The sequence below is a fragment of the Pseudomonas spirodelae genome, from assembly GCF_034653255.1.
Taxonomy (GTDB): Bacteria; Pseudomonadota; Gammaproteobacteria; order Pseudomonadales; family Pseudomonadaceae; genus Aquipseudomonas; species Aquipseudomonas spirodelae.
Genome location: NZ_JAYEET010000026.1, coordinates 1 through 24,731, shown reverse-complemented (window position 1 = coordinate 24,731; position 24,731 = coordinate 1). Strand labels below are relative to the sequence as shown.

Genomic DNA, 24,731 nt, shown 5'->3' with positions numbered 1-24,731 from the left:
GCTTAGTCACCCAGCTATAACGCCCACAAGGGCGTCTTGCCTGGCTAAGGAACTGCGCAGTGTTCAACGGTCAACCGCTTGCTGTTTTCCAACCTTTTATCGATACCGCCACCGGGCGGATCGCCGGCGTCGAAGCCTTGGCGCGCCTGCGCGCTGACGATGGTCAACTGCACTCCGCTGGCCCGTTGTTTAGCGACCCGAAAACCCCGCCTGCTGCTCTGCGCCGCCTCGACCGCGAGGTGCGCCAACAAGCACTCACACGCTTCCACGAAGCCCCGCAGGACTGGTTCCTCAGCCTGAATATTTCGCCACGCTGGATCAGCCGGCTGCGCCCCGAACAAGCCTTGCCCAGCCTGAAACAACTGCAGCGCAGCGGTATCGACCCCGCGCGCATCGTCTTCGAGATTACTGAGTTAGGCGGCGCCAGCGCACGCCTACCCGGCGTGGTCGAGCGCTACCGGCAAGCCGGGGCACGGATCGCCATTGACGACTTCGGCGCCGGCTACTCGCAGCTCGACCGCGTGCTGGCCTTGCAACCCGATATTCTCAAGTTAGACATGCGCCTGTTCCAACAGGCTGCCCGTGGTGGCCCGAGCAGCGAAGTGGTTAAAGCACTGGCGCAGATGGCGGAAAAAACCGGTTGCTGGATTATTGCCGAAGGCGTGGAAACCGAAGCCGAGCTGGACTTTGCCCTAGAGTGCGGCGCGCGCTATGTGCAGGGTTATCTGTTTGCCAAACCCGAAGAGGCTTTTTTCAGCAGCAATGCCTTCATCAAACGCTTTGCCCACTTGCGCGACCATTATGTGCAGCAAAAACTCGCCGAGCGTGCGCGCTTGATGAGCCTGCGCCAGCAGCTCGGCGAACTGATGGACAGTTTCAAACGCTGGATCGAAGGCGGCTCATCCCCCGATCAGCTACCGCAACCGCATGCCTCCCCTTGGCTGTTGCGCATCTTCCAATGCGACCGCCACGGCACCCAGCTTACGGCCAACCTAGAGTGGCACGCACCGCACTGGCTCAGCGACGCGCGCTATGTCGGGCATAACTGGTCATGGCGACCGTATTTCTATCAGCTGCTGGCCGAAGGCTGGGATGAGCGCCGGCTGATTCTCTCCAGCACCTACCGCGATGCCACGACCAACCAGTACTGCCTGACCGCCGGGCAATTTATCGACAACGGCAAACGCCTGCTGCTGATTGATATTGATGCTGCGGGCTTTTAACGCTGAAACCGCGCCATGTATTTGAGCCGATAGCGGTCTCACTGGCTCTGCCGCAGCAACTAGGCTTAACAGGCTGAAGCCCAAATGGGAGGCAGGCCAAATGCCCACTGCGCTGTTGCCACGTTGCTCGCTGTGTTGGCTGATGTTGCTAGCGATCAATCAGAGCCATGGGCAAACGCCTGTGACCTATCAGGATATTGCGCCGATTTTGCAAAGCCGCTGCGTGCTCTGTCATGCCGGCGCACAACCGCCGCTGGACTTAGCCCTGGACAGTCTGGAACACCTGCTGAGGGGCAGCCGTAATGGCCCTATCGTGAAAAAAGGCGACGCAACTGGCAGTGAACTGATCAAGCGACTAAGAGGCAGCCGCCTGCCCCGCATGCCCCTGACCGGCCCGCCGTTTCTCAGTGACACACAAATCAGCCTGTTCGAGCGCTGGATAAACGACGGCCTGCAGCCGAGCCCAGCAAACCTGCCAGCCGCCCTAGCGCAGCGCCCTGGAGCCGATGAGCCAGTCAACTACAGCCATGTTGAAGCCATCTTTATCTTGCGTTGCGCTAAGTGCCATTCACCGTCTGGGCTGCTCGGCCCGGCCCCTGAAGGTTACGTGCTGACGTCTTACACCGAGGTTCTCAACACGGCTGACCGCGCCCGCGTGGTTCCTGGCGCAGCAGATGCCAGCGAACTGGTACGGCGAATTCGTGGCCAAGCGCGGCCGCGCATGCCCTATGACGGCCCACCGTTTCTTGATGACGAAGAAATTGCCTTGATCGTGGCCTGGGTTCAACAAGGTGCCAGGGACGCTAAGGGCATTCCCGCCGAATTACCCGTCGGCAGCAAAGTGCGCCTGCATGGCAAACTCGGGCCGAACTGGGCCTTGGATGGCCTGCCGCTGCAGGTCACCCCTACCACACGTATAGATGATGCTCCGCAGCCGGGTGACTACGTGCAAGTACGTGGTCGAATTCAACGCGACGGCGCACTGCGCATTGAGCGCATTCGACCACGCTAACATTGGCAATTAAGGCGACCTAAGCCCTCACGCCCAACAAATAACCGCGATGCCACAACAACCTAAACCAATGAGGGCCCAGGGTATGCCGTGTGCGCCATGGCCATGTCCACATGGTTGATGGTGCTCATAATTTGCTCAGGCTCAGTCAAGGTCGGGGCCATCGTCCAGCGGTCCAGCGCATCATTGCCCACGCGCAGCATGCCGGTGTGATTAGCGTCGTTGAAGTCCACCAACGGGTCGGGGTCGTAGAACCCCAGCCGGTAGCGCACCAGGTCGATATCCGCGCGAGCACCCGTCAAAAACAGCCAACCCGGCTCGATATGATGACGCGCAACGTACTCGCGTAAGCGCTCCGGGGTGTCCATCTCCGGCTGCAGCGAAATCGAGTACATAAACACATCACGCCCTACCCGCTCACCGAGCATTTTTTGCACCAGACGCAAATTAGCCGTACTCACCGGACAACTGCGCTCACACTGGGCGTACATCATGTTGAAGGTCACCACCTTGCCGCGGATCAGGTCGTCATAGAACTTCACCGCCTGCCCCTCGTGGGTGTACAGGGTTACATTGGGGAAGTTCTGCGTACCTGCCGAGCCCCGCACGACTGCCGGCGGCGGCCCACTGCCGCGCTGCCATGCAGCAGCGCCCAGCGCAGCCACACCCAAGCCCATACCTGCCAGCAACTTTCTTCGCGTATTCATCAAACATCCTCCTGAATCTTTTCACCAACCTGCCCAGCAGCCATCAGACAATGTCCCAGCGCAGCATCATCGCGTGGTCCTCATGGATGAGGTTGTGGCAATGCATGACGTACTTGCCTTTGTAATCGCGAAAACGCAGCAATACGCGAATGGTGGTACGGCCGTTGACCACATACACATCTTTGCGTCCGCGTTCATGCGCGGGGATCACCACGTTTCGACCATTGGTGGTCTTGCTTAAAATCCGCCCTTCTTCGAGGTGAATATGAATCGGGTGATCCCAACCATTATCGATGCTCGACAACTCCCAGATTTCCATGCTGCCGAGGGGAACCTCCGCGCGCGGTAGGTTGATGTTGAGGAACTGACCATTAATCGCCCACATGTTTTGCCTGCGCTCAAACACAAAGCGCCTTACCGGCAGCGCCGCCAATTGCGCGGTAGTCGGTAACGGCCGCAGTGGGCGCAGAAAGCTTGGCACCTGGCTAAGGTCCTGTTCGGGTGGCTCGCGATCGACCACTATCTTCAGCACGCGTACGCCCGGTGCCACTACCCGATCAGGCCGCCGAGTGTCATCGGCAACATGAGTCAGGCGGTTGACCACGTACAGTTCGGTGCCCAAGGGGTAGCGGGAAAAATCCACCACAATGTCGCCACGCTCAGCCACGCCTAAACGCACAAAGGTTTGATTGAGCAGCGGTCTTTCCAGCAGATTGCCGTCATTGGCAATGTAGGTGAATGGCTGAATTACATTGTTCGGCCGCACCAGGTAAAACTGGTAGAAACGACTCGGCCCCTCATTAAGCAGGCGCAAACGATACTTGCGCCGCGCCACTCGTAACACCGGCTCAATCTTGCCGTTGACGAGCACCTTGTCACCGAGCACACCGTCAGGGTTGACTTGGTCGTAATAGAGCATGCCGCCTGCATCAAAGCGGCGGTCGGCAAAGCCCAGCGGGTAATCGTACGGATGGCTAGGTAAGCGCAGCGCTCCAGGGGTGGGATCACGTTCATTACCCGAATCCAGCGCATCAAACAGGCAGTAGAACCCCACCAACCCACGGACAATATTCGGTGCAGTGAAGTCGGTGGTGTGGTCGTGGTAGAACAGCGTGCCCAGAGCTTCGCGGTAGTCGCCAATACCGTTCTGCATCTCGTCGTAACCGGCATAGATATTTGAGTAGAGGTGATCCTTAAAGCCGCCAGGCGAGGTCAGGGTTGGTCCGGCCTTGGTGGCGCTGTAATAGTCGCCGGGAAAGCCATCGCTCTCCGAACCAATGTGCAGGTTATGCAAATGAGTGGAAATTTCCGGGGTGCCAAAGCCGACATGGTTGGCCGGTAAATCGTTGTAGATTCGGCAAAGAACCGGGTGCCCGTAATGGGCAAATACCACCGGACTTAGGATGCTCAAGTCCGGATCTTTAGCCTGATAGGTCCACACGCTTTGTGCCGGATACGATGGGCTGAACACCCAGTTATCCCGTTGCGCGGCGTGCAATTCATAGGGCTCCGCCCTCGCGGCAAACTCGCTCCAGCGTTGATGCGCTGGACGCCCTGCTTCACCGCCGGCCACATTCGCGGTTTCGGTGGGCGGTGGGTCTAAGGTTTCAGCGCCCAGCACACCGATGACATCCGGAAGAAACTCCTGCCACGGCACTGTTGGCGGGCTGGCCGCAACCGCTGCCACACTTTCTCCCGAGCGCAACAGTAGCGGCGCAGCTATCACGGCGGCGCTGCCCTTGAGGAAGTTACGCCGCGACGGCTGCTCTACTGCATCGCTAACCAATGGGGCCGTGACTGACTCACCCGGCTGTTCTGTGGGTGTTGCCAAGAGTGAAGATTTCATAAACATCCACCTCCCCGGCTACCGGCTCTCCACCCACTCAGGATCTCCATATCTGCCAAATGACAGGGCGAAAGACGTGCGCCGTATGCTGAAGCAAAACATCAATAGCGAACGCTCGGAGGCAAGCTTCACAACCCGTTGTAAGCCAACCATCGGTTATCGATTACAGCCAGCGTGATAGGCCGGACTCCCAAGCGAGAGTGCCGTGCGCTGGTCTCAGCCAGCAGGAGGGGGGGGCCATGCGATTGCAGCAAAGCACTGAGCACAGGAAACAACAGAGATGCTCGGCATCTCAGCGAGTCAGTAGACATAATATTCTCCCTAGCAATAACGCTTACACCGAACCCAGAGCGCTCCCCCACGCACTGAGCCCATCTTTTCAAGCACTCACTTAACTAACTAAAGTACCGAGCCCCGCGAATGTCAAATAACAGTCAAAACCCCTGACAAGTGGATTTAACAACTGCAAACCACTGTTTTAATTATTTATTTATAAATAATAATCACAGCACTTATAACCCCGTCGGCACCCACCGCCCTCGCCAGCGCATGAACGGGCGCGCCAACCCGTTATTGCCGCACACAGGCGACTCGCACAAGGCTTGCAGCCGACCGCACGAACACCGAAGCTAGCCCCTTATTCAGTGATGTCATGGTGAGGATTAGCTTTGGATTGGCAAACCCTGCTCAACCGCGAACGACTCGGCAAACCCACGCACAGCGCCGATGAATTGGGCCGCACGCCCTTCCATAAAGACCATGACCGCATCATCTTTTCCGGCGCGTTCCGTCGCCTGGGCCGCAAGACTCAGGTGCACCCGGTCTCCAGTAATGACCACATCCACACCCGCCTGACCCATTCACTGGAGGTCAGCTGCGTCGGCCGTTCGCTGGGTATGCGCGTCGGTGAAATGATCCGCGATGCATTGCCCGGTTGGTGCGAGCCGAGTGATTTGGGCATGGTTGTGCAGTCCGCCTGCCTGGCCCACGACATCGGTAATCCGCCTTTCGGCCACTCCGGCGAGGACGCCATTCGCCACTGGTTCCAGCAGGCCGCCGGGCGCGGCTGGCTGGACGATATGACGGCCAGCCAACGCGGCGACTTTCTCAGCTTCGAGGGCAATGCTCAGGGTTTCCGTGTACTCACCCAACTGGAATACCACCAGTTCGACGGCGGCACCCGGCTGACCTACGCAACCCTGGGCACTTACCTGAAATACCCCTGGACTGCACGCCACGCCGAAGCCATGGGCTACAAAAAGCATAAGTTCGGCTGCTACCAGAGCGAGTTGCCACTGCTGGAGCAAATCGCCGGCAAGCTAGGCCTGCCGCAATTGGACGAACAACGCTGGGCACGTCATCCGCTGGTGTACCTGATGGAGGCGGCGGACGACATCTGCTATGGCCTGATCGATCTGGAAGATGGCCTGGAAATGGAGTTGCTTGAGTACAGCGAAGTTGAAGCGCTGCTGCTCGATCTGGTGGGCGATGACCTGCCGGAAACCTACCGTCAGCTCGGCCCCGATGACTCCAAGCGGCGCAAGCTGGCGATTTTGCGCGGTAAAGCGATTGAGCACCTGACCAACGCCGCCGCCGAAGCCTTTGTCGAGCAGCAGGACGCGCTACTTTCCGGCACGCTGCAAGGCGACCTGGTTGAGCACATGCACGGCACCGCTAAACGGTGCGTGCAAAGTGCCAAAGACATGGCACGGCAAAAAATCTTTCAGGACAAGCGCAAGACCCTGCACGAAATCGGTGCTTACACCACGCTGGAAATCCTCTTGAACGCCTTCTGTGGCGCGGCCCTTGAACAGCATGGCGGACGCACGCCGTCGTTCAAAAACCGCCGTATTCTCGACCTGCTGGGTAATAACGCACCTGACCCGCACTGGCCGTTGTACACCTCATTTCTGCGCATGATCGACTTTATTGCGGGCATGACTGACAGCTACGCTACAGAAATGGCCCGCGAGATGACGGGCCGCTCTAGTCCGGTATAAGCCATGAATAGCCTATTACGACAAACCTTTAGCTGGCATGCCGGTCCGCCGGCCTGGGGCCCGGCGATGGTGGCGGGCTTTGGCTGCGCGCTGCCGTTGCTTCTCGGGCTGTTCAGCGCGCACCCGGGGTTTCTCTGGGCCTCGGCAGGCGCGTTTCAGGCCGCCCAGGCTAACCCTCTGCATCGCCTCGGGATGCTGCGCATGCTGATGCTCTGCGGCCTGGGTGCGGCCAGTGCTGGCTTGGGCTTTTGGTCGGCCGATCATCCTCACACCAGCTTTCTGATCTTCGCGTTGTTCGGTTTTCTCCTGGCCTGGCTGCAACGCTTTGGCAGTGAAGCCGGCAAGCTGGGCATCGGCCTGGCCATCTGCTTGTGTCTGGGGCAAGGTCAACAGGGCCTCGGTACGCTGAATAATCCCTACGCCATCGCCATGCTGTTTATCCTCGGCGGCCTCTGGGTGATGCTCCTGGCCTTTGGCCTGCGCGGCATGCATGGCTTGCGCATGTGGCCGTACATGCCGCGTTTTATCAGCATTTTCAAAGTGCTCAAACGTCACGCCAAACGCCTGCCGAAACAGAAGTGGCGGCTGCATGCGCTGGGCTGCACCCTGGCATTCGCGCTGTCCGGGCTGATCGTCAACCTGGCACACCTGCACCGTGGCTACTGGCTGACACTCACAGTGGTGAGCACCTTGCAGCTGAGCTTCCAGGGCAGCCTGGTGCGCGCCGTGCAATCCATTCTGGCCAGCCTGGGTGCGGCGGCACTGCTGATACTGCTCGGCCATAGCCTGCAAGATCCGGCATTGATGGTGGCCACCCTACTGCCGCTAATTGCTCTCAGCCGTGCGTTGCAAGCCAACCATTACGGGCTGTTTGTGCTGCAGACCAGCGTGTGCTTTGTGCTGCTGGCAGAAAGCCTGGCGCACGACTGGCAACTGCCGCAGGTGCGTTTATTCAACAGCCTGATCGGCGTGGTGCTGGCGTTGTTAGTGGCGTTAATGGTGTACGGCCTGGAGCGCTGGCTGGAACATCGACAACTGCTTAAGAAAGCCCACACCGAAGGCCCTAGCGCACCAATATAGGGCCGCCAATGGGCCAAGCAAAGCCCGCCTGCGTTCACTATGCTTTGCCCCTTGGTTATGCATTTAAGGACGTGTGACATGCAGCCGACGCCACGCCTCAAAGAACGCCGCTTTCCGCTGCATTTCCATATCAGCGTGCTGTTCAGCCTGCTGCTGCTGAGCTCAGGGGCCGTGCTGGGGGTTTTCAACTACCAGCAAACCAGCAACATCATTCTCAGCAGCAGTGACCAGCTGTTCAGCCAGATGCGCAAAGAAGTACAAGCGGATTTGCGCAATACCTACCAACCGATTCAATTCATGATCAACCTGCTGGCGCGTAATGAGCAGGTCAACGGTCGTGATCGTCATGAACGCATGATCGTGCTGCCGATCTTCGCCCAGGCGCTGCGTGATAACCCGAAACTGGCATCGATCTATGTGGGCTATGGCGATGGTGCTTATTTCATGGTGCGGCCGCTGCGCAGTGAACAGCTGCGGAAAATCTTCTACGCCCCGACTAACGCGGCGTACCAGGTGTGGAGCATTGACCGCATCAGCGAGCAACGGCTGGAATCCGAATACCTGTTCTTCGATGCGCAGCTGCAACCCATCAGCCGGCGGCAGAACCTCAAGGAAACCTTCGACCCGCGCAGCCGCCCCTGGTACCAGGGCGCCATGCAGAGTCAGGGGCATTTCAGCACAGCGCCTTATGCCTTCTTCTCCACTGGAGAGATCGGTACCACCATCGCCCGCAAGAGTAGCGAGACCACAGTCGTGGCGGCTGACCTGACCCTCGCCGATCTTTCCGCCACACTGTCCTCGCACAAAATTACGCCCTCCACCGAGGTGGTGCTGTACAGCCCCGACGGCAGCGCCGTCGCCTACCCAGACAGCTCACGTCTAGTCGTGCCTGGGGACACACTGCAACTGGCTCAGGCTAAGGATCTCAGCCCGGTGCTGGCCGAGTTTCTCAGCCTTGGCCTGGCTCAGGGCCGCCAAGATGGCGTGCAACTGGGCGAGCAGCGCTGGCGAGTCGCCTACAGTCAGTTCGATGAAGGTGGCCCACAAGGCCTGCGCCTGGCTTTGCTGGTACCGGAAAATGAACTACTGGCGGATGCATACCGGATCCGCTGGCAGGGCGCGATACTGACGTTTGGCATCCTATTGCTGTGCATTCCAATTGGCTGGTTGCTCTCCACTATTTTGGTCAAACCGCTGCGCCTGCTGGTGGATGAAGCTGAAGCCATCCGCAGTTTCAACTTCACCTACCCGGCCAGCGCGCGCTCCATGGTCAAGGAAGTCAATCAACTGGCCGTGTCGATGGCGAGCATGAAGGAGACCATTTCCAGCTTCCTTGAAATTGCCGCCACACTGTCGGCGGAAACCCGCTTCGATGCCCTGCTGCGCCGCGTGTTGCGTGAAACCGTCAAACTCAGTGACGCCAGTGGCGGCCTGCTTTATCTGTTTGACAGCCAGAGCGGGCGCCTGGAGCCCCATCATTTAATTATTGATGAGCAGCACCACAGCCTCGATGCCCACCACATAGCCGCCTTTGCACAGGACGATCCAGACCTACCCGACTGGCTCGCCCAGACGGCAGCGGGTGGCCCCAGCGTCATCGTTGAGCTCGGTTTCGAGCAGGCTCAGGGCTTCCAGAGCCTGCTGCACAGCCTCGACAGCCCGCGCGTGCACTTGGTCTGCACTGGCCTGCATAACCGCCAGGGCCAGACCCTCGGAGTACTTGTGCTCCTGCACCGCGACAGCGGCGACGAAGCCGACCTGGCCATGCTGCGCCCAGAGCGCATTGCCTACGTCGAAGCGGTGTCCGGCGTAGCCGCCCTGTGTATCGAGAGCCAGCGCCTGCTGGATCAACAGAAAAAACTCCTCGACGCCTTTATTCAGCTGATCGCCGGCGCCATCGACGCCAAGAGCCCCTACACCGGCGGCCACTGCCAGCGCGTGCCGGAAATCACCCTGGTGCTCGCCCGCGCGGCGGCAGCCAGCGATGAGGCCCCGTTCCGTGACTACCGGCCCAGTGAGGAAGAATGGGAAGCCCTGCATATCGCCGCCTGGTTGCATGACTGCGGCAAAGTCACCATCCCCGAGTACGTGGTGGACAAAGCCACCAAACTGGAAACCCTGTGCGACCGTCTGCATGAAGTGCGCATGCGCTTCGAAGTGCTCAAACGTAACGCCTGGATCAGCTACTGGCAAAGCCTGAGCCAGGGCGGTGATGCGCACGCTCTGGAGCAGGTGCGCGATGAACTGCTGGCCACGCTGGATGATGAGTTCGCCTTTATTGCCCACTGCAACCTGGGGGGCGAGGCAATGGCCGAGGCCGACCTGGAGCGTTTACGCCGCATTGCTACGCGCACTTGGATGCGCACACTGGATGATCGCTTGGGGGTTTCCTGGGAAGAAAACCAGCGCCAGTCACGCACCTCGCCGCCCGCATTGCCTGTGCAGGAAACACTCCTAAGCGACAAGCCTGAGCACCTGTTTGAGCGCCCGGACAGCGAACGGATCGCTGACGACAACCCCTGGGGTTTCAAGCTGGACGTCCCGACCTATAAGCACAACCGTGGTGAGCTTTATAACCTGAGCATTGGCCGTGGCACGCTGACCGAAGAAGAGCGTTTCATCATCAACGGCCATATGGTGCAGACCATCCGCATGCTCAACCACCTGCCCTTCCCCCCACACCTGGCCAACGTCGCCGAAATTGCCGGTGGTCACCACGAGAAAATGGACGGCACCGGCTACCCCAAACGCCTGAAGCGCGAAGACATGAGCCTGCCCGCGAGGATGATGGCGATTGCCGATATTTTTGAAGCCCTGACAGCAGCCGACCGGCCCTACAAGAAAGGCAAGTTGTTGTCTGAGTCACTGAACATCATGGCGGGTATGTGTAAGGCCGCGCACATCGACGCTGAACTGTTCAGCCTATTTGTGCGGGAAAAAGTCTATTTGCAGTACGCCGAGCGCTTTGTCCGGCGCGAACAAATTGACCCGATCGATGAGGCCGCGTTGCTGGCCAAGGCTGGCCTGGACGGCTAGCGGAAGTCTTGCGTAGATAACGGGAACAGCAGCGGGGCATGCGTGAGGCATGCCCCGCTTAGAGCATCAGGCCTGATTCAGCTGATTGTCTGGGTACCAGACATCAAGCAGCGGGCTGACAGTGAACTCCACCAGCTCGTCACGGCCTTTGAGCCAGGCTTCAACGGCAGCGCGCTGCTCTTCGTTGACCGAGCCACGCTTGGCCAGGCAAACCAGACCGAAGTCATCGCCACCGACATAGCCGAGACCGTTAGCGGTCATGGCGTCACGCAGAAAATCTTCAAGGAAAGTATCGATGGCTGCATCAGCCAGATCTTCCTTGAAGGTCAGGTTCAGCTCAAAACCCAGCTCCTGGAATTCATCCACGCAGAGTTTTTTGCGCAGACGGCGGGAACGGTTAGTAGCCATGGAACAATCCTCAAAAGTGATAACGCGCGGCACTCTAGCAGTTTCGCCGCCTGCACGCCCGTCTCAAAGACGACAGGTCATCATGCGGCCTGCAGAAAAGCACCCTGGCGCGGCAATTACTGCCACTGCGCAGGCCTGCTCTTGAGGCATAATTGCCAACCTGATCCCAACCCGCGATGGGACCTCTTTACATCTCTCGCGTCATCTTTTCCCTCAGCTGGAGGGTCGCCGCCCATGATCAAAACCCTGCGTCGCCTGGCCATCGCCGGCCTGCTACTGCCTATTTGTTTTCCGCTTGCAGCCGCCAACAACGGTTTATCAAACAAGGTTCAACAATCGTTAAAAGTTAACAAAATCAGCAGCCAATCCCTGTCCGTAGTGACCATCCCGCTCAATGGTCCCGGCAGCAGCAGTTTTTTCAATGCCGATATTTCCGTTAACCCAGCCTCGACCATGAAGCTGGTGACCACCTACGCGGCGCTCGAACTGCTCGGCCCAACTCACCAATGGAAAACCGAATTCTTCACCGACGGCCAACTGAAAAATGGCGTGCTCAACGGCAACCTTTACCTCAAGGGCGGCGGTGACCCCAAGCTCAACATGGAAAAGCTCTGGCTGCTGCTGCGCGACCTGCGTGCCAACGGCGTGCATCAGGTTAACGGTGACCTGGTGCTCGACCGCAGCCACTTCGTGCAACCGCAGCTGCCCAGCTTTAATGACGACGGCGGCGACGCATACAAGCCCTTCCTGGTGACGCCCGACTCACTGCTGGTCAACCTCAAAGCGCTGCGCTTTATCGCCCGCACCGAAGGCGGCAAGGTGCATATCGCCGCCGAGCCGCCCATTGCCGATATCCGTATCGACAACCAGGTCAAAGCCCTGCCCGCCGCCAAATGCCCAGGCTGGCCGGATGTGCGCTACAACCCCGTGACCGAGTTCGACGGCACCACGGTGATTGTCAGCGGCAAGCTGGCCGAGGGCTGTAGCTCGCAAACCTACTTGTCGTTGCTCGACCACCCGAGCTACGCCGCCGGCGCGATCCGCGCCATCTGGCAAGAGCTGGGTGGCAGCATCATGGGCAAGGACCGCCTCGCTGAGGTGCCAGCCAAAGCCCGCCTACTGGCCCGCGCTTACTCACCGGACCTGACCGAGATCATCCGCGACATCAACAAGTACAGTAACAACACCATGGCCCGGCAACTGTTCCTCAGCCTGGGCGCACAGTTCCGCAACGCCGCCGACCAAGACGACAGCAAGGCGGCACAGCGGGTGATTCGCAGCTGGCTGGCGCGCAAAGGCATTACCGCGCCGCACTTGGTAATGGAGAATGGCTCCGGGCTTTCTCGCGCCGAGCGGGTCAGCGCGCGGGAAATGGCCACCCTGCTACAGGCCGCCTGGAAGAGCCCTTATGCGGCCGAGTTTATGGCCTCGCTGCCACTGGTGGCGATGGACGGCACCATGCGCAAACGCCTGCACCGCACGCCATTGGTGGGCGAGGCGCGAATCAAGACCGGTACGCTGAACAACGTGCGCGCCATCGCGGGCTTTAGCCGCGACAGCAACGGCAACAGCTGGGCGGTGGTGGCGATTCTCAACGACCCACGGCCGTGGGGCGCTTCGTCGATACTCGACCAGGTGCTGCTGGATCTTTATAAGCAGCCCAAGACCAGCGCCAAACGCTGAGCCGTTCAAGGCCGCGCGCACCTGTTGCGCGCGGCGTCGCTATTCCATCTCCTCACACAGCTGCGCCGCACGTAACAGCGCGGCGGTCAGGCTGTGGCGCTCCCATTCCTGCAGCCCGGCAAACCGCTCGACGAACTCCGGCGGCAACAAGCTCGGCGCTTGTTGCAGCAACGCCCGGCCGGGCTCGCTGAGCAGCAGCCATTGCTTGCGCCGGTCTTGATCATCACGTTGACGCTGTAACAACCCGCGCTCCTCCAACCGATCGAGCATGCCCGACAGGGTTGCCGCCGTCAGGCTGACGCGGCCACTGAGGTCGCTGGCCGTCAGGCGTTTCTCGCCTGCCAAGACCTGCAAAATCATCAGTTGCATTGGCGTCAGCCCACCAAAACGGCTGAGGCGCTTGGCGTGCACTTCACCCGCCTGCTGCAAGCGCCGCAGCGCCTGAAAAAGGGGTAATTCAAACGCAGAAGTAGATGACAAATCTATTTCAGTAGAAACCTTTTTATCCGACATATACGCCTTTTAATTCGATATAAAACTTTGACATCAAAGCATTATTTTGTTTTGGTGTAAAAGGTTTGCTGAGCCAAACCACTCCCCAACGGCAATACCGGTAAGGAAAACTATGTGCGGAATAGCTGGAGAACTACGCTTTGATCAACGACCAGCCGACCTGGCTGCAGTCGAGCGGATCACCCATCACCTAGCCCCGCGCGGCCCCGACGCGCACGGCTTCCACAGCCAAGGACCGCTTGCCCTTGGCCATCGTCGGCTGAAGATCATGGATCTCGCCGAAGCCTCAGGCCAACCGATGATCGACAGCGATCTGGGCCTGTCCATGGTCTTCAACGGCGCCATCTACAACTACCCGGAACTGCGTGATGAGCTGAAAGCGCTGGGCTATCGCTTCTTCTCCGGCGGTGACACCGAGGTGCTGCTCAAGGGCTATCACGCCTGGGGCACAGACCTGCTGCCCAAGCTCAATGGCATGTTCGCCTTTGCCATCTGGGAGCGCGACACCCAACAACTGTTTATTGCCCGCGACCGTCTCGGGGTAAAGCCGCTGTATTTGTCGCGCACCAGCCAGCGCCTGCGTTTCGCCTCCAGCCTACCGGCACTGATGGCCGGTGGTGATATCGGCAAAACTCTCGACCCCATCGCGCTCAACCATTACCTGAACTTCCACGCCGTAGTGCCTGCGCCGCGCACCCTGCTCGCAGGCGTAGAGAAGCTGCCGCCCGCCACCTGGATGCGCATCGACGCCGAAGGTAACTGCGAGCAGCACACCTGGTGGAACCTAACGTTCGGCCCGCAGCGTGATGAAATCAGCTTTGGCTTGGACGAGTGGAAAGAGTGCGTGCTCGACGGCATGCGTGAAGCGGTGTCGATTCGTCAACGCGCCGCTGTGGATGTCGGCGTGCTGCTGTCGGGCGGGGTTGATTCAAGCATGCTGGTCGGCCTGCTGCGTGAGGCTGGGGTGGAAAACCTCTCGACCTTCTCCATCGGTTTTCAGGATGCCGGTGGTGAGCGCGGCGACGAATTCCAGTATTCCGACCTGATCGCCGAACGCTTCAATACTCAACACCATCAGCTGCGCATCGGTGAGCACAAGATTCTCGACCAGCTGCCCGCCGCTTTCCGCGCCATGAGCGAGCCGATGGTCAGTCACGACTGCATCGCCTTCTACTTGCTGTCGCGTGAAGTGGCCAAGCACTGCAAGGTGGTGCAAAGCGGCCAGGGTGCCGATGAACTGTTCGCCGGCTACCACTGGTACCCGCAGGTGGATCAAGCTGAGGATGCGTTTGCCGCTTACCGCGCCGCCTTCTTCGACCGCGACTACGACGAATACGCCGCCTGCGTGCAGCCGGCCTGGCTAACCGGTGATGCGGCGGGCGACTTCGTTCGCGAACACTTCGCCCAACCCGGCGCAATCGCTGCGGTGGATAAAGCGCTGCGCCTCGACAGCACGGTGATGCTGGTCGATGACCCGGTCAAACGCGTCGACAACATGACCATGGCCTGGGGCCTGGAAGCCCGCACCCCGTTCCTCGACTACCGCCTGGCCGAGCTGTCCGCGCGGATTCCGGGACGCTTCAAGCTGCCCGATGGCGGCAAACACGTACTCAAGGAAGCCGCGCGCCAGGTGATCCCCAGCGAGGTCATCGACCGGCCTAAAGGCTACTTTCCGGTACCGGGCCTCAAGCATCTGGAGGGCGCCACCCTCGGTTGGGTGCGCGACCTGCTGCTGGACCCCAGCCAGGATCGCGGGCTGTTTAACCCCGCCATGCTCGACCGGTTGCTGACGGACCCGCACGGCCAGCTGACCCCGCTGCGCGGCTCCAAGTTGTGGCAGATGGCCGCGCTCAACCTCTGGCTGAATGAGCACGGCCTGTAAGGCTGCTCATTTGCCCGTTTCCCTGAATACCCCGGCCGGTGCCGGGGTGCGCAGCCAGCAAAGGATGCCTTCCAATGCGTGCCACTGCCTTTAACCAACGCCTGCTCCGCGGTCAGACACCGTCTTACGAACGCCTGCAGGCGCGTTTCGCCGAAGAACCCGACAGCGAGATGGGCCAACCAAAAGCCGTGCACTGTGGCTGGGGCCGCCTGCTGATCGGCCACACCTACCCGGACGCCGCCGCCCTAGCCGGCGACTTGCTGACCGAGCAGCCTGGCGAGCGCGATATCGCCCTGTATGTCGCCGCTCCCCACCAGGTTCTGGCGCAGGCTCAGCAACAGTTATTTCTTGATCCCTCGGATACCCTGCGCCTCTGGTTTAGCGACTACCGCCAGGCTCGCCGGCGCTTTCGCGGCTTTCGCATTCGCCGCGCGCAAAATGCCAACGACTGGCAGGCAATCAACACCCTGTACCAATTGCGCGGCATGCTGCCAATCGACCCGGCAAAACTCACCCCGCGCCATCTGGGTGGGCCGGTGTACTGGCTGGCCGAAGATGAAGACAGCGGCGCCGTGATCGGCAGCGTGATGGGCCTCAATCACCACAAGGCCTACCAAGATCCGGACAACGGCAGCAGCCTCTGGTGCCTGGCAGTCGACCCACGCTGCAGCCGGCCCGGTGTCGGTGAGGTACTGGTGCGCCACCTGGTCGAACACTTTATGAGCCGCGGCCTGAGCCACCTGGACCTGTCCGTGCTGCACGACAACGACCAGGCCAAAGGGCTTTACGCCAAGCTGGGCTTTCGCGAGTTGCAGACCTTCAGCATCAAGCGCAAAAACGGCATCAACGAAGCGTTATTTATCGGCCCTGGCCCGCATACGCCGATGAATCCCTACGCCCGGATCATTGTCGATGAAGCCCTGCGCCGCGGTATCGACGTGCAGGTGGACGACGCCGATGCGGGTTTGTTTACCCTGAGCCACGGCGGCCGGCGCATTCGCTGCCGCGAATCACTGACCGACCTGACCAGCGCCGTCAGCATGACCCTCTGCCAGGACAAACGCCTGACTCACCGTGCCCTGGCCCAGGCGGGGCTGCACCTGCCAGCCCAACGCCTGGCCGGTAACGCCGAAGAGAACGCCGCGTTCCTCGCCGAACACGGCAGTGTGGTGGTCAAACCGGTAGATGGTGAGCAGGGCCAGGGCGTTGCAGTAGATCTACGCACGCCACTGGACGTGCAGGATGCGATTGAGCGCGCCAGCACCTTCGACAGCCGTGTGCTGTTGGAAAGCTTTCACCCAGGCTGCGACCTGCGCATTCTGGTGATCGGCTTTGCTGTGGTGGCAGCCGCCATTCGCCGTCCGGCCGAAGTGGTCGGCGATGGCCAGCACAGCATCGGCGCGCTGATCGACGCGCAAAGCCGCCGCCGACAAGCCGCCACCGAAGGCGAAAGCCGCATCCCCAAGGATGCCGAAACCCTGCGCACCCTGCATGCCGCCGGGGTCGATTACGACAGCGTGCTACCGGCGGGCCAGCGCCTGGCCGTGCGCAAGACCGCCAATCTGCATACCGGCGGTAGCCTGGAGGACGTCACCCCGATTCTTCATCCGGTGCTGGCCGATGCAGCGGTACGAGCAGCACGCGCACTGGACATCCCCGTGGTGGGGCTCGACCTGCTGGTGCCGGCCGCCGATCAACCCGACTACGTGTTTATCGAGGCCAACGAGCGCGCCGGCCTGGCCAATCATCAGCCACAGCCCACCGCCGAGCGCTTTATCGACCTGTTATTCCCCCTCAGCCAGGTGGGTTAACCCCCCCATTAGAACCGCGAAACACGGCGCAATCCGGGTCAAGACTCGCCCGGTTGCGCCAAGAATTACGCAGGCCTGGCCGCCCAGACAATTTCCGCAAGGAGACCTTGTATGCAACAGCTCCCTGAACCCGACCTCGATTACCTACAAAAGGTATTACTGGAAATGCTCGCCATTCCCAGCCCCACCGGCTTTACCGACACCATCGTGCGCTACGTCGTCGAGCGCTTAGAAGAGATCGGTATCCCTTTCGAGATGACCAGGCGCGGCACCATTCGCGGCACACTCAAAGGCAAGCAAAGCAGCCCGGACCGCGCGGTCTCGGCGCACCTCGACACCATTGGCGCGATCGTCCGCGAACTGCAGGACAACGGCCGCCTGGGCTTGGCGGCGGTCGGCTGTTGGTCCAGCCGCTTTGCCGAGGGCAGCCGCGTCAGCGTATTTACCGATCACGGCGTAATTCGCGGCAGCGTGCTACCGCTGATGGCCTCGGGGCACGCCTTCAACACCGCCGTGGACCAACTGCCGATCAGTTGGGACCATGTCGAGTTGCGCCTGGACGCTTACTGCAGCACCCGTGCCGACTGCGAGTCGCTGGGCATCTCGGTGGGTGATTTCGTCGCCTTCGACCCGCTGCCGGAGTTCACCGAAAGCGGCCATATCAGCGCCCGCCACCTGGATGACAAAGCCGGCGTCGCCGCCCTGCTCACCGCCCTCAAGGCCATTAAAGAAAGTGGCATCGAGCCGGAAATCGACTGTCATCCATTGTTCACCATCACCGAGGAAGTCGGCTCCGGAGCCGCCGCAGCGCTACCCTGGGATGTCAGCGAGTTTGTTGGTATCGATATCGCGCCGGTCGCGCCGGGCCAGCAGTCCAGCGAGCACACCGTCAGCGTGGCGATGCAGGATTCCGGCGGACCGTATGACTATCACCTGTCGCGGCAATTACTGCGCCTGGCCGAAGAAAACGAGGTGCCGGTGCGCCGCGATCTGTTCCGTTACTACCACAGCGATGCGCAATCAGCGGTGACCGCTGGCCACGATATCCGTACCGCCCTACTGGCCTTTGGCTGCGACGCCACGCATGGCTACGAGCGCACGCATATCGACAGCCTCAAGGCACTCAGCCGCCTACTCGCCGCCTACCTGCTCAGCCCGCCGGTATTTGCCAGCGATGCCCAGCCGGCGCAGGGTTCGCTGGAGCGCTTCAGCCACCAACTGGAACACGATGCGCAGATGGAAAGTGACACCCGTTTGCCGACTGTCGACAGCCTCTGGCGCACTCGTGATCAGGAGACTTGAAGGGCAGCGCGCATACGGGCAAAGTGATGGCACGGAACGGAGCCAAAGCAGGCCCCGATAATAATAATGAGGACAGTGGATGCCTCGTATATGGCTGGCGGTGGTGCTCTTCTGGCTCTGTGGGCCGGCATGGGCACTGCTGCCTGCAGTGCTAGACAGTAACGACCTACGCCTGTCACTGGGGCCATCCATGGCCTATATGGAAGACCCCAAGGGCGATCTGAGCATCGAGCAGGTCAGTGCCCTGGCCGACGAAAACTTTACCGCGGTAAAGGGCCCGCACGCCAACCTCGGTAAAAATGCTTCGGCCTGGTGGTTCAAGGTACGACTGGATAATCGGCTGGCGCAAAACCTGCCCGGCTACTTGGAAGTCAACTACCCGCTGCTCGATCACCTGCAGATCTTTTTGATAGCCCCCGATGGCCAGCGGTACATGCAGGAAAGCGGTGACCGCTATGCCTTCTCCCAGCGCCCGGTGCAGGTACGTAACTTTTGGTTTCCACTAGAACTGGCACCCGGCGAAAGCACCCTGCTGCTGCGCGTTGAAACCACCAGTACGATCTTTATTCCGCTGCTCTTCAGCACCTACCAAGCCAGTGCCGCCGCCCAGGAAAACCTCATGGGCATCAGTGGTGCCTTCTACGGCGTGCTGTTTGCGATGTTCTGCTACAACCTCTTTCTGTTTATCTCGCTGCGCGAGTCGGCCTATTTCTGGTACCTGGTGTACAACCTGAATATTGGCCTGTTTGCCGCCAGCTTCGACGGCATGCTGTTCAAGCTGTTACCCGAGCATGTCGGCCTGCAGTCGGTGAGCATCTACATCCTCATGTACATCCACTGCCTGACGGCCACCCAGTTCAGCCGCCACTTCCTGCACACCGCACAATACTTTCCGCGCCTAGACCTCGGCCTGCGTCTGTTTATGTTGCTGGTGGGCGGCTGCCTGGTGTCGGTGCCGTTGATTGGCCTGCAAGCCTGGAACATCCTGGCCAGCCTGACCGTACTGGCGGTGTCGCTGGTGCTGCTGCTCTGCGGTGCGTATGTGTGGCGCCAGGGGCTGCGCTACGGTTCTTATTACATCCTCGCCTGGAGCATCTTGCTGGCCTCGTTCATCATCGCCACCACGGGTTCGCTGGGTGTCGAACTGTTTGGTTTGTATGGCGCGACGGTGGTTAAGATCGGCGTCACCATTGAGCTGATTACCCTGTCCATCGGTTTGGCAGACCGTATCAATATGCTCAAGGAGGAAGGCTTTCAATCACGCCGCGCTGCCGAGCAAGCCGAAATCGAAAACCAGGCCAAAAGCCGCTTCCTGGCCAAAATGAGCCACGAGATCCGCACCCCGCTTAATGGCGTATTGGGCATGCTGCAACTGCTCAAGGAAACCTCGCTAGACCGCAGTCAGCGGTTCTATGTCGACACCATCGCCAGCTCCGGCAGCTCACTGATGGCCGTGATCAACGACATCCTCGATTACGCGCGCATCGAATCCGGAAAACTCAGCCTGGAACATATCGAGTTCGACCTGGAAGACCTGATTTCCGACACCCTGAGCCTGTTTACCGGACAGGCGCTGGATAAGCGTCTACGTCTCTATGTAAGCCTGGAAAATGGCGTGCCGCGTCGTCTCAATGGCGACCCAACCCGCCTCAAGCAAGTGCTGATGAACCTGCTCAGCAATGCCCTGAAATTTACCGCCGAAGGCCACGTGGCACTGAATGTTTGCCTACGCAATGACTCCCAAGGCAACCCACACCTGGTGTTCGCCATCAGTGATAGCGGCATCGGCATCACTGACCAGGCATTGACCCAGTTGTTCGAGTCATTTGCCCAGGGTGACTCCAGCACCACCCGCCGTTACGGCGGCAGCGGCCTGGGCCTGGCCATTAGTAAAGAGTTGGTGGAGATGATGGGCGGACGTATCGAAGTGCAGAGTACGCCAGGTCAAGGCACCCGCTTCGCCTTCGATATTCCGCTACCCGATGACATACCCACCATTGACCCACTGCACGAACTGCTCAAGGGGCGCACAGCACTGCTAACCTCCCTCGACGGCCTTGGCCTGGATGCGCTAAGCCGCCTGCTTGGGCGCTGGGGTATGCGCACCGAGCGCTGCCAAAATCCCGAAAACCTGCTCGGCTACCTGGAGGATTTTGCGGCCCCTCCGTTGCTGGTACTGATGTCACCCTGGCCTGGAAGTAGCCAGCACTGGCTGGACTCTCTTCAGCCGCTGCTAAAGCCAGGCCAGCGCGTCCTGCTGCTCTGCGCGCCAGATCAGAAGCAGCAACTACCCTACGCCCCGGGCCTACGCCTATATGGCCTAACGCAGCCGCTAGCCATTAACGCCTTACGCGCTGCGCTACTGGAACTGTACGAAGAACCCCGCATAAGCGAAATCACGCTACCCATCACACCACGCTGCGATTCCACCTGCACACCGTGCATCCTGGTAGCTGAAGACAACCCAGTTAACCAGTTAGTGGTACAGGGCTTCTTGAAGAAGCGCGGTTATAACGTGCGCGTGGTGGCCAACGGCTTGGCTGCCCTCAATGAGTACCAGCGAGACCCGAGTGCCACACAACTGATCCTGATGGACTGCGAAATGCCAGAAATGGATGGCTTCGAAGCTACCCGGCAGATCCGCCGCCTGGAGCGAAAATGCAACTTACCAGCGGTGCCGATCATCGCGCTCACCGCACACATCCTCGAAGAACACCGCCAGCATGGCGCCGAGTCCGGAATGAATGACTTCCTGGGTAAGCCGCTGGACAGCAGCAAGCTCTACAGCACCTTGGAAACCTACCTGCAGCCAACCGTTCCAGCCAGCCAATAGCCTGAAGCAAACATGGTCAGCCAGCCCTGTGCGCGTTAGCATCGCCGCTGCGCTCTGGAGGCCATACCGTGCTGATCCCCTATCACCTGCTCGAAGCTGACACCCTGACCCGCCTGATCGAAGATTTCGTCACCCGCGACGGCACCGACAACGGCGACGAAACACCGCTGCACACGCGTATTGAACGCGTACGCCACGCGCTGAGCAAAGGCCAGGCGGTGATTGTTTTTGATGCAGAAAGCCAACAATGCCAACTGGCGCTGAAACGCGACGTACCGAAAGAATGGTTGGATGCGCTGGAGCAATAGTTGCGTTAAACCCTTGGGTTAGCCGCGCAAACCACCCTCACGTTCCCACGCACAGCGCACGCGCAACTCACCTTCCTGCGGGCTGTGAAAACCGTTGTCCGACTCCCAGCGAAACGTGTGCGTACCGTTCAACTCGGTTTCCAGGTGCACCACTGCGCTGGCCCAGTACAGGCGCTTGAGCAGGGCTTCGAACTGCTTGATCCACAGGCTCCACTCGTACTCCACCGTACGGTAGCTGGCGCCAAAGTGGATCACCTGAGTCTGATACACGCCATCACCCGGCAGCTCGCTAAAAGCGAACATCTCTCGGCCAAGCAAACTCCAGGCATCGCCCACTGGCAGGTCGGCCAGTACCTGCCGATTGATTTCACGGCGCAAACGGCTTTCCGCCGGACTGTCCGACGGACAGTCTTGGATACAACCATAAACGATGGATTCGGACTCCACGCGGGCACTCCAGCAAATCAAGGGGTGCCTTCTATCACAGCCGCAAAAGCCAAGGAAGGAACGGAGGCTAAATAAGCATTATTGCCTTGAAAACCGCGCCTAACTGAACTCAGTTAGGCGTACCTGCGCGCCCACGGCCCATCACCCAAGCCAGCACGGTCATCACCAGCGCCAGCGCTGTCAGCACCATAAACGGCAGCTGATAGTTACCGGCCAGATCCCGCGCCAACCCCGTTAATACTGGCGTCAGACAGGCCAGGCTGTAACCCATGCAGAGCATCATTGCAGTCCAGCGGCTAACCGCCATGGGCGAAGCCGCCTCGTACAGTGGCAATACCAATGACAGCGCAAAGGAGCCGCCCAGACCGAAACCAACAGTGACCGCCCACAACTCGGGCAGCACGGTGGGCTGAAAGGTGATCATCATCAGGCTGATCGACGACAACAAGCCACAGCCCATCAACAAGGCATAGCGATTCTGGAAGCGTTGCGCCAACCAGGGCAACAAGAACGAGCTGGGCAACCCCATCAGCATCGACACACTGAACAGGCTATTACTGTGGATTAGACTCAGCCCGGCTTCGTGATACCGCGCCACCGCCCATGTAGCCAGGGCGTAAAACAACCCGGCCTGAAGGGCGAAAAACGCACTGACTAGCCAGGCACGTGGCTGCCCCCAAGGCAAGCCCTCCGCTGCTCCGGTGTCAGCCTCAACGCGATTGGGCAGGCACAGCCACAACAACAACCCGACTAACGCCGGTAACGCCCAAAATGCCAGACCACGGGTCCAGTCATCGCCCAACCACTGCGTAGCCGGCACCGTCAGCACCGCACCACCGGCCCCGCCAATCGCCATGCTCAGCGAATACCAGCCCACCACACTGCCCATGCGCCCGGCAAAATGGCGTTTGATAAAGCCCGAAAGCAACGGCCCGGCGACCGCAATAGCAGCGCCCAACAGCACCGCACTGCCAATCAAAATCACACTAGCATGGGCCATCACGCGTAGCAGCAACGCCAACGCAATCAGCGCCATACACAGAGCAATGGTATGTTCCAGACCGAGACGCAGCGCCAAGCGTGGCGCGAAAGGCGCCAGCAGGCCCATACACAACACGGGGAGCGCGGTGGTCAGGCTGATCAGGCTGCGACTCAAGGCCAGCTCAGTGGCAATCCGCTCGATCAGCGGGGCCAGAGAGGTAATGCCGGGGCGTAAGTTGATTGCAGCCAGAACGAGGGCCAGCAACAGCATGGCCCGGGGGAAAGGTTTCACAGAACATCCATCAGTTTCGCGGCCATGCCGGCATGACCGCAAACCTTAGAACGCGAGCTCATAGCAGACAAGCCCTAAGCAGTATTATGTTGACCGTTAAATCAACAAAACCACATCGGCTCACTTGCTGCGTGGCGCACGCATCTTATCGGCCATGATGGTCATTTCGTTGTACAGCAACTGCGGGTTTTTCTGCTTCAAGGCCCAAGCCATGCGGCCCTGCTCATGGGGCAGAATCATAAACTCGCCTTTGCCAATCTCTTGATAAATGTAATCAGCAATATCCGCCGCACTGATCGGCGAGCTCTCCAGCAACTTGCCAACTTGCACCTTCATCGCCGGCGTAGGACCGCGGAAGGAATCCAACAGGTTGGTCTGGAAGAACGATGGGCAGACCACATGCACAGCAATTTCGTGCAGCTTCAGTTCAATCAACAGGCTTTCCGACAGCGCCACAACACCCGCTTTGGCCACGTTGTAGTTGCTCATCGCGGGGCCCTGCATCAACGCGGCCATGGAGGCGATATTGACGATCTTACCTTTGCTTTTTTCCAGCAGCGGCAGGAACGCTTTGCAGCCCTTAACCACGCCCATCAAGTTGATCGCGATCTGCCAATCCCAATCCTCCAATGACAATTCACTGAAGAAGCCACCCGAGGCAACCCCAGCGTTATTGACGATCACATCAATACCGCCGAGCTTTTCCTCACAGGCCTGAGCAAACGCGATCAACTGACTGTAGTCACGTACATCACAGCGTTGGGTGAATCCATCACCGCCGGCATCGCGCACCATCTGCAGGGTTTCTGTCAGACCCGGCTCGTTAACATCCGACAGCGCCAACTGCCAGCCTTCACGCGCCCAACGCAGGGCAATCTCACGCCCCAAACCCGAACCTGCGCCGGTGATCATCATGCGATTTTGCATAGGAAAGCTGCCTTTGCTGCTGTGGTTGATGGCACCAGTGTAGCCGGTGAAATTATCCAACCTGCACACCATCATTTCTCTGAATAAGGCGGCCTAAGCTCAACTCACGGACGTCACCTGATAACCAAGGCGAAAAAGTTGCACGATCGGGTAGGAGGCGGCCTCACGGCCGCCGTCCTCCCACACCACCGTGCGTACGGTTCCGTACACGGCGGTTCAGGCCATGCGGTTAAGCCGATTGATCGTATCCAGTATCGAGACCAGTCCAAGTCTGTCCCATAGCTTCTTCGGCAGCGCCTGATTCATATGCGGCGCTCCTGAGTTCCACCACGGGCCTCGGCCATTGAAGGCCGACTTGCAGGCACGCTCCTCGCTCAATCCCAGGCGCATCAGGTTGCGCGCCCTCGTAGAGGGCTGCTTCCATTGCCGCCAGATGACAC

18 protein-coding genes and 1 pseudogene are annotated in these 24,731 nt (G+C 59.8%); 11 read left to right on the top strand and 8 right to left on the bottom strand.

Going from position 1 to position 24,731, the window contains the following annotated elements; all coding sequences use genetic code 11:
* Window positions 1-59: 59 nt before the first annotated feature.
* Both SOP97_RS08620 and SOP97_RS08615 read left to right on the top strand, forming a co-directional pair.
* On the top strand, window positions 60-1,223 hold the full coding sequence (locus SOP97_RS08620; protein WP_322948941.1) for an EAL domain-containing protein: 1,164 nt from the start codon (window positions 60-62) through the stop codon (window positions 1,221-1,223).
* A gap of 100 nt (window positions 1,224-1,323) precedes the next feature.
* Window positions 1,324-2,235, top strand: coding sequence for a c-type cytochrome domain-containing protein (locus SOP97_RS08615; protein WP_322948940.1), 912 nt, complete (start codon window positions 1,324-1,326; stop codon window positions 2,233-2,235).
* A gap of 62 nt (window positions 2,236-2,297) precedes the next feature.
* Here SOP97_RS08615 and SOP97_RS08610 read toward each other — a convergent pair whose 3' ends face one another.
* Window positions 2,298-2,942: an SCO family protein gene (locus SOP97_RS08610; protein ID WP_322948939.1), complete on the bottom strand. Its 645-nt coding sequence runs from the start codon at window positions 2,940-2,942 to the stop codon at window positions 2,298-2,300.
* Window positions 2,943-2,985: 43 nt separating this feature from the next.
* Complete coding sequence (locus tag SOP97_RS08605) at window positions 2,986-4,788, bottom strand: multicopper oxidase domain-containing protein (RefSeq protein ID WP_322948938.1); 1,803 nt, start codon at window positions 4,786-4,788, stop codon at window positions 2,986-2,988.
* A gap of 668 nt (window positions 4,789-5,456) precedes the next feature.
* Here SOP97_RS08605 and SOP97_RS08600 point away from each other — a divergent pair.
* The 3 genes from SOP97_RS08600 (at window position 5,457) to SOP97_RS08590 (ending at window position 10,904) form a co-directional block, all read left to right on the top strand.
* Window positions 5,457-6,788 carry a deoxyguanosinetriphosphate triphosphohydrolase gene (locus tag SOP97_RS08600; RefSeq protein ID WP_322948937.1) on the top strand — a complete coding sequence of 444 codons (1,332 nt, stop codon included), beginning with the start codon at window positions 5,457-5,459 and terminating at the stop codon, window positions 6,786-6,788.
* A 3-nt stretch (window positions 6,789-6,791) separates the two neighbouring features.
* Entirely contained in the window at window positions 6,792-7,868 is a 1,077-nt protein-coding gene (locus SOP97_RS08595) for an FUSC family protein (protein ID WP_322948936.1), read from the top strand.
* A 78-nt stretch (window positions 7,869-7,946) separates the two neighbouring features.
* A complete protein-coding gene (locus SOP97_RS08590; RefSeq protein ID WP_322948935.1) occupies window positions 7,947-10,904 on the top strand; it encodes an HD domain-containing phosphohydrolase in 2,958 nt (985 codons plus the stop codon).
* A gap of 66 nt (window positions 10,905-10,970) precedes the next feature.
* Here the strand turns inward: SOP97_RS08590 and SOP97_RS08585 are convergent, their stop codons facing one another.
* Complete coding sequence (locus SOP97_RS08585; protein ID WP_274088659.1) at window positions 10,971-11,312, bottom strand: YggL family protein; 342 nt, start codon at window positions 11,310-11,312, stop codon at window positions 10,971-10,973.
* A 234-nt stretch (window positions 11,313-11,546) separates the two neighbouring features.
* On the opposite strand from SOP97_RS08585, the gene dacB reads away from it, so the two are divergent.
* Entirely contained in the window at window positions 11,547-12,995 is a 1,449-nt protein-coding gene (dacB, locus tag SOP97_RS08580) for a D-alanyl-D-alanine carboxypeptidase/D-alanyl-D-alanine endopeptidase (protein ID WP_322948934.1), read from the top strand.
* A gap of 39 nt (window positions 12,996-13,034) precedes the next feature.
* Here dacB and SOP97_RS08575 read toward each other — a convergent pair whose 3' ends face one another.
* Window positions 13,035-13,508 carry a MarR family winged helix-turn-helix transcriptional regulator gene (locus SOP97_RS08575; RefSeq protein WP_322948933.1) on the bottom strand — a complete coding sequence of 158 codons (474 nt, stop codon included), beginning with the start codon at window positions 13,506-13,508 and terminating at the stop codon, window positions 13,035-13,037.
* Window positions 13,509-13,620: 112 nt separating this feature from the next.
* Here SOP97_RS08575 and SOP97_RS08570 point away from each other — a divergent pair, with 112 nt between their 5' ends.
* From SOP97_RS08570 to SOP97_RS08550, 5 genes are all read left to right on the top strand, one after another.
* Window positions 13,621-15,390, top strand: a complete 1,770-nt coding sequence (locus tag SOP97_RS08570) for an N-acetylglutaminylglutamine amidotransferase (protein ID WP_274088662.1) — start codon at window positions 13,621-13,623, stop codon at window positions 15,388-15,390.
* Window positions 15,391-15,464: 74 nt separating this feature from the next.
* A complete protein-coding gene (ngg, locus tag SOP97_RS08565; RefSeq protein WP_322948932.1) occupies window positions 15,465-17,201 on the top strand; it encodes an N-acetylglutaminylglutamine synthetase in 1,737 nt (578 codons plus the stop codon).
* Window positions 17,202-17,312: 111 nt separating this feature from the next.
* A complete protein-coding gene (locus SOP97_RS08560) occupies window positions 17,313-18,503 on the top strand; it encodes an osmoprotectant NAGGN system M42 family peptidase (protein ID WP_322948931.1) in 1,191 nt (396 codons plus the stop codon).
* A gap of 79 nt (window positions 18,504-18,582) precedes the next feature.
* A complete protein-coding gene (locus SOP97_RS08555; protein ID WP_322948930.1) occupies window positions 18,583-21,336 on the top strand; it encodes a hybrid sensor histidine kinase/response regulator in 2,754 nt (917 codons plus the stop codon).
* 68 nt (window positions 21,337-21,404) lie between these two features.
* Window positions 21,405-21,644 (top strand): YheU family protein, encoded by a 240-nt coding sequence (locus SOP97_RS08550; protein WP_274088666.1) that lies wholly within the window; start codon window positions 21,405-21,407, stop codon window positions 21,642-21,644.
* A gap of 18 nt (window positions 21,645-21,662) precedes the next feature.
* Here SOP97_RS08550 and SOP97_RS08545 read toward each other — a convergent pair whose 3' ends face one another.
* The 4 genes and pseudogenes from SOP97_RS08545 to SOP97_RS08530 form a co-directional block, all read right to left on the bottom strand.
* The gene (locus SOP97_RS08545) at window positions 21,663-22,091 is read right to left on the bottom strand and encodes a hypothetical protein (protein WP_322948929.1); all 429 of its coding nucleotides are present in this window, start codon (window positions 22,089-22,091) and stop codon (window positions 21,663-21,665) included.
* A gap of 109 nt (window positions 22,092-22,200) precedes the next feature.
* On the bottom strand, window positions 22,201-23,364 hold the full coding sequence (locus SOP97_RS08540) for an MFS transporter (RefSeq protein WP_322948928.1): 1,164 nt from the start codon (window positions 23,362-23,364) through the stop codon (window positions 22,201-22,203).
* A 120-nt stretch (window positions 23,365-23,484) separates the two neighbouring features.
* Window positions 23,485-24,291 (bottom strand): SDR family oxidoreductase, encoded by an 807-nt coding sequence (locus SOP97_RS08535; protein ID WP_322948927.1) that lies wholly within the window; start codon window positions 24,289-24,291, stop codon window positions 23,485-23,487.
* 216 nt (window positions 24,292-24,507) lie between these two features.
* Window positions 24,508-24,731: pseudogene (locus tag SOP97_RS08530) on the bottom strand (group II intron reverse transcriptase/maturase); the annotation flags it as partial.